Origin of the sequence: Sellimonas caecigallum, assembly GCF_019754295.1 — a bacterium.
Lineage (GTDB): Bacteria > Bacillota > Clostridia > Lachnospirales > Lachnospiraceae > Sellimonas > Sellimonas caecigallum.
This window is the reverse complement of sequence record NZ_VIRV01000032.1, coordinates 1-12,782: the sequence shown is the minus strand read 5'-3', so window position 1 is coordinate 12,782 and position 12,782 is coordinate 1. Positions and strand designations below refer to the sequence as shown.

Sequence of the window (12,782 nt, the reverse complement as noted above, 5' to 3'; positions counted from 1 at the left end):
ATTTTTTATTTTTTCTGTCTATCTGGACAGTTCCAGAAGCAGTTCTCTTACCACTTTACATGCCGTGGCAGTGGACGCCCCGCTTGTATCCATAGGCGGACACAGCTCGTTGACGTCGCATCCTTTTATGTCTGCGTCTTTGCAGACAGTGTGAATGGCATTTAAAAGTTCCATAAATGTCACTCCTCCGGCCTCCGGCGTCCCGGTTCCCGGAAAAACAGAAGGATCCAGCACATCCAGATCCACTGTCAGGTAGACTGGCTTTCCTTTGATCTGTCTGACTGCTTCCGCAAGTCCGGTAAAGTCAAATTTCTGAAGGGAAGTATGCCCCTCCTTTGCCCACTCAAACTCCCAGCGTTCGCCAGAACGGATTCCGAACTGGAAGATCCTTCCGTCTCCCAGAATATCCCAGCATCTGCGTATCACGCTGGCATGGGAAAGCTCTACTCCGAGATATTCATCCCGCAGATCCGTGTGCGCGTCAAAATGAATGATATGGAGATCCGGATATTTTTCCGCTATCGCCCGTATGCTCCCGAGAGTCACGAGATGCTCTCCCCCGATCATAAACGGAATCTTTCCGTCATCCAGTATGATCTTTGTTCGCTCTTCGATGGCTGAAAGCACCTTTTCAGAATCTCCTATAGGGAGTTCGATATCCCCGCTGTCAAAGTAATAATTATAATCCGTCATATCCTTGTCCTGATATGGACTGTATGTCTCCAGTCCATAGGATTCATTCCGGATAGCCTGGCTTGCAAACCGGGTGCCCGGGCGATAGGATGTGGTAGAATCAAACGGTGCCCCGAAAAGAACGATCCGGGCATCTTCGTATTCTGCGTCACATCCGATAAATGTCATTACGTTTTTATTCAACATCTCTTAACAACTCCTCCACATAAACCGGCAGCGCAAACACGCCGTAATGAAGTCTTGGTTCATAGTATCTTGTGCTGATTCCTCTAAGTTTCCATCCCACTCCGTTGAGATCGTTCAGCGGATGGTACTTTTTGGATGCAAATCCAAACAGCCAGTGTCCGGATGGATATGCCGGTATGTGCGCCTGATACACTTTGCAGATCGGGAATGTCTCCACAATCCTTTTGTGCATCCTCTGGCACTGAAACGCCTCTTCTTCATAGAATGGGCTCTCATTTTGGTTGATCATGATCCCATCATCACGCAGGGCATTGTAGCAGTTCCCATAAAATTCTTTCGTGAAAAGCCCTTCCCCTGGTCCGAACGGGTTCGGAGAATCGATGATGATCAGATCGTACTCCGATGTCCTGGATCGGATAAACCGAAGTCCGTCCTCATTGTAGATTTCCACCCTGCTGTCGTTGAGACTGCAGGCAATCTCCGGTATATATTTTCTGCACACTTCCACAAGCAGCGGATCCACTTCTACCACGTCGATCTTTTCCAGAGAGTCATACTTAATCAGTTCCCGGACAACGCCTCCGTCTCCTCCGCCGATGACAAGAACATTTTTTACGTCCGGATGGACAGCCATCGGCACATGGGTAATCATCTCATGATAGATAAATTCATCCTTTTCCGTCAGCATCAGATCCCCGTCGACAACAAGCACTTTGCCGAAATCTTCCGATTCCAGGACATCGATGCGCTGGAACTCGCTTTCTGCACTGAAAAGCTGCCGTTTGATACGCAATGAGAGCTTTACATTGTCAGTATGTTCATCAGAAAACCACATTTCCATCGTCTTATCTCTCCTTTAATACATTGAGTCGTTCGATCTTCTCGTCCTCAGGTCCTGTCATAGAACAGCCTTTTTCTTTTGCATACAATATATAATCTATGATTTTGTCCGTGATGGCTTCCCCAGGTGCCAGAATCGGAATTCCAGGAGGGTAGCACATGACGAACTCACTGCAGATCCGTCCCTTTGTCTCCCGTATTGGAAGGGATTCTTTCTCCGCATAGAAAGATTCCTGCGGTGTCAGGACAACGTCCGGCGCGATGTATTCCTGTGTGAGCATGCCGGTCTTGTCTTTCTGATAGCGCCGCTTGATGTCCGCAAGTGCACTTACCAGACGCTCTACCTCCTGCTTTCGGTCGCCGATGGAAAGGTATGCAAGAATATTTCCCAGATCGCCGAACTCGATCTGTATGTCGTATTCATCACGCAAGATATCATACACTTCAATTCCGGCAAGGCCGATATCCAGAGTATGCACGGAAAGTTTTGTCGTATCAAAATCAAAGATACTGTTTCCGTTGATCTTCTCCCCGGCAAAAGCGTAATAACCGCTGATCTGGTTGATCTCTTCTCTTGCATAACGGGCAAGCTCAGCCACTTTGGCAAACGCTTCCTTTCCACGAAGCGCCAGATTCCTTCTGGAAATATCAAGACTTGACAAAAGCAGGTAAGATCCGCTTGTCGTCTGAGTTAAGTTGATGATCTGTCTTACATATCCCGCATTCACATTTGGTCCAGTCAAAAGGAGAGAGCTTTGCGTTAAACTTCCTCCGGACTTGTGCATGCTCACAGACGCCATATCTGCTCCTGCCGCCATTGCGGACACCGGAAGCCCTTCCCCGAAATAGAAATGTGTTCCGTGCGCCTCATCCGCCAACACTTTCATTCCGTATTCGTGGGCGATCTTTACAATGCTCCTGAGGTCTGAACAGATCCCGTAATATGTCGGATTATTCACGAGTACCGCCACCGCGTCCGGATTCTCCCGGATGGCTTCTTCTACCTGGCTTAATTTCATGCCAAGGGAGATCCCAAGGTGCTGATCCACATCCGGATTGACATAGACCGGCTTTGCACCGCAAAGTACGAGAGCATTTATCACACTTCGATGTACATTTCGGGGCATGATGATCTTATCCCCCTTCTTGCAGCAGGAAAGAACCATACTCTGGACGGCGGATGTCGTCCCTCCTACCATCAGAAATGCATGTGCCGCCCCGAACGCTTCCGCTGCCAGCTCTTCCGCCTGTTTGATAACAGAAACCGGATGACAGAGGTTATCCAGGGGTTTCATGGAATTTACATCGATCCCCACACATTTGCTTCCCAGAAGCTCCACTAGTTCGGGATTTCCCCGGCCATGTTTGTGCCCCGGGACATCAAACGGAACGATCCGCATCTTTCGGAACCGTTCCAGCGCCTCATAGATCGGCGCATGCTTTTGTGCTGAAATATCCATCTTTCCTCTTCCTTTCTTCGTTTGTCTTTCCTTCTGCGCAGCGTCAGCTTTTGAAGGGCCGTCTTATTCTCCCGGGAAGTCACAAGGGCTCTCCGACAAAATAAAAAAAGACACAGGCACCGGCATCTTTGCATGCCGTCTGCTTGTGTCATTCTATTTCCGTCTGTTCTGTACGGATACGAATTCTGTCTTAAATCTTAAATTCAAATATATTCAAGACAAATCATGGGTTTAGAGTCTATATAGCAAATATTTTTACTTTTATTACTCTTATTGACCGTTTCACAAGTTGTAACATGCCTGTATGCATATTCGGTTATAAAGTAACCAACTTATAAAATTTGAGCTTCTAACTCAATCAATAATGCGGCTATCTGCCGCTTAAAAATATTTGCATGGAGAACTTCTGCCTACAGATCTGCCTTCCATACGTGCCTAGTTTAGCACATATGTCTTTCTTATACAAGAGAAATTTACAATCTTTGTCGATTTTTTCAAATCTGCTTTTTATTAAAACAGAACACCGCTCCGAGACAAAACAACAAGATCAACACTGCTGCCGTCACAGCAGCTCCGACAAAATCCCCTGGTTCAGTCCCGCCTGTAAGTATCGATATGGGGGCGAGAAGACGCAGAGGGATGATGTCTGACAGAGCCGGGATCATTTCCAGAAAATAGAACAGGATCACACTCCCTCCCACTGCTCCCAATACCGCAGCCTGACTGTTAAAGATGGAAGAGAAAAATAAAATGGCTGTGATCAGAAGAATACCGAAAAGATAGACATAGCCCGCTGCATGCCAAGGGTACCGTATCTCTGTGTTATCCCAGAAATATACTGTATAAGCAAGCGCTGTCCCATAAGACATCCAGTAGCAGACTGTCCATACTGTCAGCAGTACGCTTCCTTTTGCTCCTATGACTTTCCACCTTTTCATTCCTTTTGTCAGGATGTTGACAAACGTTCCTTTCTGATATTCGTTTGTCATTACAGAACTGAACACAAGTCCAAAGAGGATCAACGCCAATGGTGCATTTTTGTAAAACTGCTGCCAGGAACTGATGGCAGTGATCTCCATTGTTTTCATTGATATCCCTGCCTCGGAAAGGCTGTCGGAAAAGGCCTCCATGATAAACGGGGTCAGTTTGGCAAAAGCCGGAGCCATAATACCAAAAAGGAAAAAGACTGCAAGCATGATCCACCCTTTCCCGGAACGGTACAGTTCCAGAAATTCTTTTTTGACAAATGCCTTGTACTGTCTCATCTTCCTACTACCTCCATAAAAAGTCCCTCCAAAGTCAGCTCCCTCATTTCCACCCGCTTGGGGCAGATATGAGCGCTGGAAAGCGCTGTGAGAATTCGCTCCATCTCTTTTTCTGTCCCCTTTTCATAAACAATCTGTCTTTTTCCGGTACGCTTTCCGCCAGGATAATCTATCAGAAAACGTTCCGCTTCTTCTTCCCGGACAAAATCTACTTCCACTCCTTCCCCAGGGTGCAGATTGCGAATCTCAATCCGGCTCTGAATGAAGTGGTAATAGCGTCCCTCCGGCTTGACGATATGGAAATTGTATTTGCTCCGGCTTGTGTCAATGTCGGGGTTACTGGCGTATTGTTCTTTCTGTCTTTCGTGATGGGCTTCCAGCGGCCTTGCCGGGTTGCCCTTGTGCTTCTCAAACCGCAAAATTGCGTGTTGTGCCATTCTGCTCCTTTCCCCATTCCTTTCCTATCCGGGGTTTTCTACAGGGAAAATCCCGCCGGAATTATCTCTGATACGATAAGAATGGAATGGATATAAATCAGTCATTTTAATCTTTGTATTTCTATATACCGTCCGGTTTTCATACTTCAGGAGGGCGGTTTCCGTACTTCATGGGTACGGTTTTCAGTCCTCCGGTGTACCAGAACGGGATTTCTTAAAGTCGGTGTTTGGAACCGCTTCATAGGATTTTGGGAAAATGCGGTTGGGTTTTCCACAGCCCTGCTTCTGGATCTCCACCAGTCCGGTGTATTGCAGTTCCCGCAGGGTATTCACCGCTTTCTGCCGCCCACAATGGAGCAGTGTGACCACTTCACAGATAGGGTAATACAGGAAAATCCGTCCGCAGTCATCCGCCCACCCATTCTTGCGGGATAACTCTGTCCGGCGCAGGATAAAGGCGTACAGAACCTTTGCCTCGTTAGACAGGGGCTTGAATGTGGGGGCTTCAAAGAGAAAATTCGGGAGCCGGGTGAAGCTGAACGCCTTTTCCGGCTGATGAATGTAAATCGTGTTTGTCATATCGTGTTTTGTGGACGGTTAGAAGCCCGTTTTCCGGGGCGGGCGATACTTTATACCACCTGCCCCGGTTTGGGGCTTGCGGAGCCTGATAAATCAAGGCTTTTTTCGCTCCTAACTGTCCACAGCAGACCTCCTTTTCCGTTCACTTTCTGTTTTCTGCCGCCTGTGAACTCTGGCGGCACAGCCGGGGCAGTATTTTGCCCGGTTGGATTTGGGGACGAACACACCGCCGCAGACCACACAGCGTTTCAAGTCCTTATCCCGGAAAATCTCCGCTTCCAGCGTCCCGTCCAGCGGCAAGACCGCCCAGCGGAACCACTTACAGCAGACCGAGAAAGAAACTGTCTGCGGGCAGGTGCAGGTGTCCCCATCATCAAGGACAATGCAGTTGCCGTCCTCAAAGCAACAGCACTCCCGGCGTATCAGGCTGGCCGCTTGTTTCTTCTGTGCCGGTGTCATGCGGTAAAGGGAACCGTCCGGCCTGCGTTCCAGCGGCGGCAAGTCTTTATAGGGGTTATCTCTCATGCGTTCCCTCCATTTTGCTTTCCGTTGCCGTTCTCCCCGAAAAGTTTTCCTGCCTCGTCGTCGCAAGCTGCGTATCGTTCGTTTCACCGCAAGCGGAAAAACTCACTCGCTCCGCTGCTCCTCCTCTCCCCACAAAGCCATGCGGCTTTGCGGGGGCCCCGACAATAGCGGCGTGTTCCGGCGTTGGCACGCTCCCCATACTTCGGGACATTTTGTCCCGAAGTCCGGCTCCTTGCGGTGCTTCCCCAGCCGGGGTATCCCTTTTCGGACGGTCATTCTGTTTTCAAGGTGCTGTCCATCGATGAACTACCCTAAGTCTACACCTAAATGACCGCCCGTTCCGTATATCCGAAAGGTGGGAAATCGGCTTAAGAAACAGGCTATTTCCACGCTCTCGGAATTGTGGTAAAATAATAAGTACAGAGTGACAAATTGGAATTTGTATAGGAGATAACCTTATGAGAAAATTAAGCTCAGAAGCTGAAAAAATAATGATCGAACGTTTTGGAAAAGACACGGTGATTGCATTAGCAACGGTGGAACAAGAAATGCCATATGTGCGGAATGTAAATGCTTATTATGAGGATGGCTCATTTTATATTATTACATATGCACTTTCTAACAAAATAAAACAAATAGAAAAAAACCCAAATGTTGCAATAGCGAGTGACTGGTTTACTGCACATGGAAAGGGAAACAATTTAGGGTATTTTGGAAAAGAAGAAAATCGTATAATTGCTGAGAAACTGAAAATCGTTTTTGCCGAATGGATTGATAATGGGCATAATGATTTTGATGATGAAAACACCATAATTCTATGCGTGAAATTAACGGACGGACTGTTACTTTCACATGGAACAAGATATGAATTTTAAACTTCAAATCCTAATTTAACTATCTAATCTTCAAAAACCATTGATTTTTCAAGGCTTCACGCCTGTTTTCCGTTCAAACCTTATCTGTTTGCCCTTGTTTTTGCCCTTACGAGCCGAAACAAGGGCAACTTTTTATTCCCCGCCGACCACCTTATCCAGCAGCCTTGCGGAAGTGCGCTTCGCTTCCCTTGTAGAGTGAGCGTAAATGTTCATTGTGGTACTGACATCAGAGTGTCCGAGAAGTTCCTGCACATCTTTCGGCTTTGCGCCGCCGGACAACAGATTGCTTGTGTAGGTGTGGCGGAGCGTGTGGAAATGAAACTCCCCAAGCCCTTTCACTTTCTTCTTTGCCGCCCTGCACATAATCCCTACCGTACTCGGCGCTTCATACGCCCCGTCTGCTCTCAGGCAGACAAAGGAGATTTCCTTGTAATCCTCCGGGACTTCCTCTGTCCTTTGCAGGCTGTAAACCTCATAATAGGTGCGCCCTTTTTCCTTTACTTCTTTGTAGTAGTTCAGGTAATAAAGCTCCCCGTAGCGGAAACGGTTTTTGCGCTGTTCTGTTCTCGCCGCCCGCAGGATTGCCGCCAGCGTGTCGCAGAAATCAACGGTGCGGACTTTGCTTCGCTTTGTCGTTCCTACTTCGGTTGTGTGCCTTGTTCCGTTATAGCGCATACTGCGGCGTACTGTAAGATATTGTTCCTCAAGGTTAATATCCTGCCAAGTCAAGCCGCATACTTCCCCGATACGAAGTCCCGTGTAGTACGCTATCTGCACAGGCAGCAAGGCGGGATTGTCTTTTGCCTTGAGAAATTCCTCCAGCTTTTGGAACTGCTCATGGGTGATAGTAGGAATACTGGAAGTATCTTCCTCACTGTCCGAGAAAATATCCGTTTCCTGCTTCCTGCCCCTCAGCTTCACATACTGCATAGGGTTAAAGGTAATCAGTTTTTTCGGGAAAACCGCAAAGCGGAAGGAATTTTGCAGCACTGCCGAGAACAGGAGCATATACCCTTTGCTCATGGGCTTTGAAGTTGTCCCGTCCGGGTTTGTTCCACCGTAGCTCAGGAAATCAATGAACGCCTGCAAATGGTCGGCGGTCACGGTTTTCAGCTTGCGTTTGCCAATGGGATATTGCCTGATACGGTTGACCGTTCCCTGATAGGACATGACCGTCCCGTTGCTTAAGTTTCCGGGTTTCAGTTCTTCCTCTACCCACATATCCAGCATATCGCCTACCGTGATGTTTTCCGCTTTCCCGACAAACTGCTTTTCCTCGTAGTCCGCTATCGCTTTGCGGAGCATGGCTTCTGTCTCCGCCTTGCTCTCTGTGCCTGCAAACTCTTTCTGCACTTTTCTGCCGCTTTCATCTTCAATGTAAAAGCGTCCGTACCACTTTTTGCCTTTCTTTCTTACAGAACCTTTTGCCATAGATAAAAAACTCCTTTCTATCCGTGGCAATCGGGACTGTGACATATGGTGTGCGTAAAGTAATTGTGTCACTTCCGCCAGTGAAAGTCAACTGGCGTCTTTACTTGTCAAGGTGCCACGGAATTTTCTTTTTCGGAAAGCCTTTCTTCAGCTTCCTCCACTATCCCGAAAAGTGCGCCCATCGACATTCTTGTGCGCCCCTCATCGTGGATATGTAAAATCCCGTCTAAAAACCGTTTCATATCCTCAATCGGTACTTCCATCTTCTTGCGGTATACCTGTTCCATGATTGCCCCGGACTCTATGGCGTACCGTCCAAGAGACTCTTTCAGCCCCTTGTCCTTCGCCACACGGTCAACTTCCTCCATAGCGTCAGCAAAGTAGTAGGTCATAACCGTATACAGGTCAACCATCTTGCCGAGAAATGTCGTGAGAAGCTGCTGATGCGGCTCGCCCTTTACTGTATGGGAAAGTGTGTCCAGATACTTCTTGATGTGTTCCTCAATATCCCGCTGGCATAGAGTGTAGGTGTCATATTCCTTATCATCGGAAAGACCTGTCAGCCATTCGGGAGTAGTGAGCAACGCTTCCGCAAGACCGTTGATAACCATTGTGCGCTTCGGATCAACCCCGTCCGCTTCGTACCGCTGAATGGTGGATTTGTTCACGCCTACACGCCTGCCGAGTTCCGGCATGGTAATGTTTAACTCTGTGCGGCGTTCCTTAATCCGCCCACCGACCTGTTTTGCGGTGAATGTGGTTTCTTTTTTCAAGGTGTTCACCTCCTGACTGGTATCAGTATAACACGCCGATACTTATTTTGCAACCTTTATCTCAATAAAAGTTGTAAATAAACTATGAATGGTTGCAAAATAGGTTGACAAGAGATAGCAGAATAAGTATAATGATAAAACAGTAGTTGCAAAATGAGTATCCTAAAAAGGAGGTTGATAGAATGAGCGCAGTTAAAATGGGACTTACCATAGAGGAAGCCGCAGAATGTACGGGTATCGGCAGGAACACCATGCGGAAGCTGGTGGAATGGGGAAAGCTGCCCAATGTCAAAGGGCGAATATCGTATATTACAAGCCATGCAAGGCAGGAAAATCTCTATGCCACCTACCGCACCGCCGACAGCACCTTTTGGAGCAACCTTGCAAGGGAAAGCCAGCAGGAGTTTCAGCGCAGCGGCGCAGAGGGCAAATGTATCGAAGCAAGGGAACTGATTATCGCCTTGCCCGAAATCTATACGCAATACGAGCCGCAGCAGGTACTCACGGACTTTACAGAGGAGTTCCGCAGGCGGTACGGTGTGGAGTGCGTGTCCGCCCTCCACCACAACAAGCGCAAGACGAATTATCATATCCATCTGATTTTCAGCGAGAGGAAACTGCTCCCCGAACCTGATGTGAAGGTTGCTTCCCGCAGCGTGTTCTTTGACGAGACTGGAAAGCGTGTCCGCACCAAAAAGGAAATCACGGGGGAGGACGGGCAGATACGGAAAGACTGTACCGTCATCAAAAAAGGCGAGGTATACGAAAGCCATCTGTTTACTACCAAAGATACACGCTTTAAGGGAGAGCCTTTTCTCCGGGAGATAAAGGAAGTGTATACGGAACTTATCAACCGCCATATCTCTGATCCTGAGCAGCACTTAAAGGTATTTTATAAAAACAGTGTCTATCTGCCGACCAAGAAAATCGGCAAGAACAATCCCAAAGGGAACGAAATCAAAGCCGACAATGCCGCAAGACAGGAATGGAACAGGACAGCGGATATGGCGTTATTATCGGGTATCTCCGAAGCAAAGATTTTAGAAGTCAAGCGGACAGAGATACACGAAAAGGCGAGCCAGTCTATCAAAAGCAAATGCTGGCTTCCCAATCTGTTCCGCAGTATCGTCAGCAAGGCAAAGGACTTCCTGCAAAACCTAATCCGTGAACACGCTATGCCGCCGAAGCCTGTCCTTGAGATAGATATGGCAGAGTTCCGCCATATGCAAAACCTGATGATAAAGGCGCAGGATAAGGCGAAAGAAATCCGGCATTTGCAGGATACGGTACTTCCGAAACTGAAACAGCAGCTTACCAACACAAAAGGGATTTTCAAAAGTAAGGAGCGCAAGGCGCTCACAGAACAGATAAAGCGGACAGAAAAGGGAATCGCTGAAAAGCTGGATAGACTGCCCGATGTTCTGAAAGAGGACGGTTATCCCGATGTGCAGGCGTTCATGGCAACCTACCGCAAGGCGGAGGCTGTTGTGGAGCAGTACAACCGTGACCTTGCCGCATGGGAGCGGCAAGTCAGGGAAAAGCAGAAACCCGCCCAAAAAGAGCAGGCAAAGCCGCCTGAACGGGAGAGCGTATTGAAACGCCTGCGCCAGCTTCAGGTAGAGGGCAAGCAAAGAAACCAACCGAGACAGAGAAAGAAATCCTTTGACAGAGACAGCCGATAGGCGCGAAAAACCGCCGCTATGGTATTACCCATGCGGCGGCTTACATAGTTTGATTAGTGTTCCCGCTTTTGAATAACGGTTATCTGTAAATCCTTTGCGTTGATAAGTGTTTCCTGCTTGCATTTAGGGCAGTAGAGGGGAAAATTCTTTAATTCGGTATCTTCTCGTAATTGAAGGCGTGTTTTACTTTTACAGATAGGGCATAATAGCCATTCTATTCTCATTTTGATTTTTTATCAAAGGCGTTGGTAATTGCAACGATAGCAGGAAATATTACTGCCGCAACAACCCAAATTACCCAACTCTGCCCCCAATTATTTGATGATAGACTGTATCCTAAATAAATTGCTGTTGCAATTACCCAATATGCGATATATATAGCATCAGCAATAGACGGTTTTTCCTTGTTTTCTTTAGAATATTCGCCTTCCTGCAAAAGTTTTTCATAGCTCGCCCATATAATCCCCGTCTTGATAAAACAAATTACACCTACGCCTGCAATGAGAAAGGAAAGGGAAAGCATAATCATTAGAAATAGGTCGTTATCAGCGTCAATTATTTCTCCAGTAAAAAGAGGAATTAAGGCAGTAATACACAAACAAGTTCCTGCAATATTATTCTTTGTGTGCAAATCTTTGTATTTTGCTTTGCGTTCTTTAACCATTCCACTCACGCCATACTCGGTTTCAAACTTTTCTTTTTCCAAATATGCAAAGGGAGCGGTTTTGCTACCACTTGATATAAACATTACGGCGGCTATTGCTACAAAAATAATAAGAGCAATCATTCCAATTCCACCTGCAATATCTTCGCTCAAGCCGCCTGACGTACTTTCACTAATTGCACCCAATATCAAAAGAGCTATCGGAGATAAGATACACAAAAAAGCAGCATACGCTATTGTTTTAGCTGTCCTTGATTTTACAGAGAGAAAAGCATTTGCTTCCTCCATAGAGACACGCTTTAATGACGGCATATCATTGGACGAGTTGATATGCTCTGCTTGCTCAATTTCGTCTTTAAGTAAATAATCTGTACTTACTCCGAATAGTTCGGAAAGGCGTATCATTTTATCAAGGTCAGGAACAGATTGTGCTCCCTCCCATTTTGAAACAGATTGTCGTGTTACATTCATTTGTTCGGCTAACTCCTCTTGTGACCAGCCTGCTTTTTTTCGTAACAAAATAAGTTTATCGGCAAAAATCATAATTTTGTCCTCCTGTTAATGTGATTGTTATATTTATTTTAGCGATTGATAAAGTTGCTAACCACCAATCAGCACCATTCAATATGTCAACTGGCAGTTGCAACTGCCCAAAATCCTTTTTTACTTCTCGTTGTTCTTCTTTCTCCTATCTATCGGTTTCTTTGCATCTTTTGGTATGAGCCATACTCTGCTTAAACGTACAACACCCTCAATCCTGTTTTCAGAACATAGTGTCTGTATTCTTCGTTCTGAAATATCCCATTTAGTTGCAGCTTCCTGTACCGTCATATATTCAAACATAACAAACCTCCACATTATTAGTAGATATATTATACTCGGTCAAACGAACAATAGCAAGAAACGAATCGTGAGCACCACCACCCAAAAGAACAGCGGCAGAGATTTCTCCCTGCCGCCTTTGCCTTATGCAAAAATAATCTTCCTCTCCACAATCTCCCTTGCACACGCCCGTATGTTATTGAGCCGCCCTGTCCATTCTAAGGCGTTTTCTGCCTTTAACTGTTCCATAATACCTTGTGCCTGTTTCATCTGCTCTACCAACCGAAAGAACATCTCCTCCGTCTGCTTATCAATGTCGGCAAGGTAAGCGTTCAGCCTGCCGCTTGTGAGCAGATTAAGGTATGTAATCCTGCGGTATTCTTTCAAATACTGCAAGTGTCGCTGTCCCCATAAGCCGATAGGCTGTTCTTTTTCGGCTGGTAAAATAAGACAAGGAATATAATAATCTCCTTGCAGTTCATACCACAGATCATTTTTATCATCGTAAATATACTTGTCCATTGAAAAATCCTCCATTATAATATATTCG

The 12,782-nt window shown here is 46.6% G+C and carries 14 protein-coding genes and 1 pseudogene; 2 read left to right on the top strand and 13 right to left on the bottom strand.

Annotation, left to right across the window (positions count from 1 at the left end):
• Positions 1-18: 18 nt before the first annotated feature.
• The 7 genes and pseudogenes from speB to FLB61_RS12550 all read right to left on the bottom strand — a co-directional run bounded on the left by speB (position 19) and on the right by FLB61_RS12550 (position 5,985).
• The gene (gene speB / locus FLB61_RS12580) at positions 19-879 is read right to left on the bottom strand and encodes an agmatinase (RefSeq protein ID WP_221920380.1); all 861 of its coding nucleotides are present in this window, start codon (positions 877-879) and stop codon (positions 19-21) included.
• The gene (gene speE / locus FLB61_RS12575) at positions 869-1,720 is read right to left on the bottom strand and encodes a polyamine aminopropyltransferase (RefSeq protein ID WP_087200608.1); all 852 of its coding nucleotides are present in this window, start codon (positions 1,718-1,720) and stop codon (positions 869-871) included. Before speE ends, speB begins: the two co-directional genes overlap by 11 nt.
• 4 nt (positions 1,721-1,724) lie before the next feature.
• Positions 1,725-3,179 carry an aminotransferase class I/II-fold pyridoxal phosphate-dependent enzyme gene (locus tag FLB61_RS12570; protein WP_087200405.1) on the bottom strand — a complete coding sequence of 485 codons (1,455 nt, stop codon included), beginning with the start codon at positions 3,177-3,179 and terminating at the stop codon, positions 1,725-1,727.
• 494 nt (positions 3,180-3,673) lie between these two features.
• Positions 3,674-4,444, bottom strand: a complete 771-nt coding sequence (locus tag FLB61_RS12565) for an ABC transporter permease (RefSeq protein WP_221920379.1) — start codon at positions 4,442-4,444, stop codon at positions 3,674-3,676.
• Positions 4,445-4,689: 245 nt separating this feature from the next.
• A pseudogene (locus FLB61_RS12560) lies at positions 4,690-4,881 on the bottom strand (plasmid recombination protein); the annotation flags it as partial.
• 183 nt (positions 4,882-5,064) lie between these two features.
• A complete protein-coding gene (locus FLB61_RS12555; protein ID WP_087213558.1) occupies positions 5,065-5,460 on the bottom strand; it encodes a replication initiator protein A in 396 nt (131 codons plus the stop codon).
• A 111-nt stretch (positions 5,461-5,571) separates the two neighbouring features.
• Positions 5,572-5,985 carry a cysteine-rich VLP domain-containing protein gene (locus FLB61_RS12550; RefSeq protein ID WP_221920378.1) on the bottom strand — a complete coding sequence of 138 codons (414 nt, stop codon included), beginning with the start codon at positions 5,983-5,985 and terminating at the stop codon, positions 5,572-5,574.
• Positions 5,986-6,443: 458 nt separating this feature from the next.
• Between FLB61_RS12550 and FLB61_RS12545 the strand changes: the two genes are divergently transcribed.
• On the top strand, positions 6,444-6,860 hold the full coding sequence (locus FLB61_RS12545) for a pyridoxamine 5'-phosphate oxidase family protein (RefSeq protein ID WP_087213563.1): 417 nt from the start codon (positions 6,444-6,446) through the stop codon (positions 6,858-6,860).
• A gap of 132 nt (positions 6,861-6,992) precedes the next feature.
• Here FLB61_RS12545 and FLB61_RS12540 read toward each other — a convergent pair whose 3' ends face one another.
• Both FLB61_RS12540 and FLB61_RS12535 read right to left on the bottom strand, forming a co-directional pair.
• Complete coding sequence (locus FLB61_RS12540) at positions 6,993-8,291, bottom strand: tyrosine-type recombinase/integrase (protein ID WP_221920377.1); 1,299 nt, start codon at positions 8,289-8,291, stop codon at positions 6,993-6,995.
• Positions 8,292-8,398: 107 nt separating this feature from the next.
• Positions 8,399-9,064: a helix-turn-helix domain-containing protein gene (locus FLB61_RS12535; protein ID WP_221920376.1), complete on the bottom strand. Its 666-nt coding sequence runs from the start codon at positions 9,062-9,064 to the stop codon at positions 8,399-8,401.
• A 182-nt stretch (positions 9,065-9,246) separates the two neighbouring features.
• On the opposite strand from FLB61_RS12535, the gene FLB61_RS12530 reads away from it, so the two are divergent.
• Positions 9,247-10,746 (top strand): MobA/MobL family protein, encoded by a 1,500-nt coding sequence (locus tag FLB61_RS12530; protein ID WP_334300408.1) that lies wholly within the window; start codon positions 9,247-9,249, stop codon positions 10,744-10,746.
• Positions 10,747-10,799: 53 nt separating this feature from the next.
• Here FLB61_RS12530 and FLB61_RS12525 read toward each other — a convergent pair whose 3' ends face one another.
• From FLB61_RS12525 to FLB61_RS12510, 4 genes are all read right to left on the bottom strand, one after another.
• A complete protein-coding gene (locus tag FLB61_RS12525; protein ID WP_074022010.1) occupies positions 10,800-10,970 on the bottom strand; it encodes a cysteine-rich KTR domain-containing protein in 171 nt (56 codons plus the stop codon).
• Entirely contained in the window at positions 10,967-11,953 is a 987-nt protein-coding gene (locus tag FLB61_RS12520) for a helix-turn-helix domain-containing protein (protein WP_087203481.1), read from the bottom strand. Before FLB61_RS12520 ends, FLB61_RS12525 begins: the two co-directional genes overlap by 4 nt.
• Positions 11,954-12,073: 120 nt before the next feature.
• Entirely contained in the window at positions 12,074-12,253 is a 180-nt protein-coding gene (locus FLB61_RS12515) for a helix-turn-helix domain-containing protein (RefSeq protein WP_027969185.1), read from the bottom strand.
• Between the two features lie 123 nt (positions 12,254-12,376).
• Positions 12,377-12,754, bottom strand: a complete 378-nt coding sequence (locus tag FLB61_RS12510) for a TnpV protein (protein WP_087213570.1) — start codon at positions 12,752-12,754, stop codon at positions 12,377-12,379.
• Positions 12,755-12,782 lie beyond the last annotated feature (28 nt).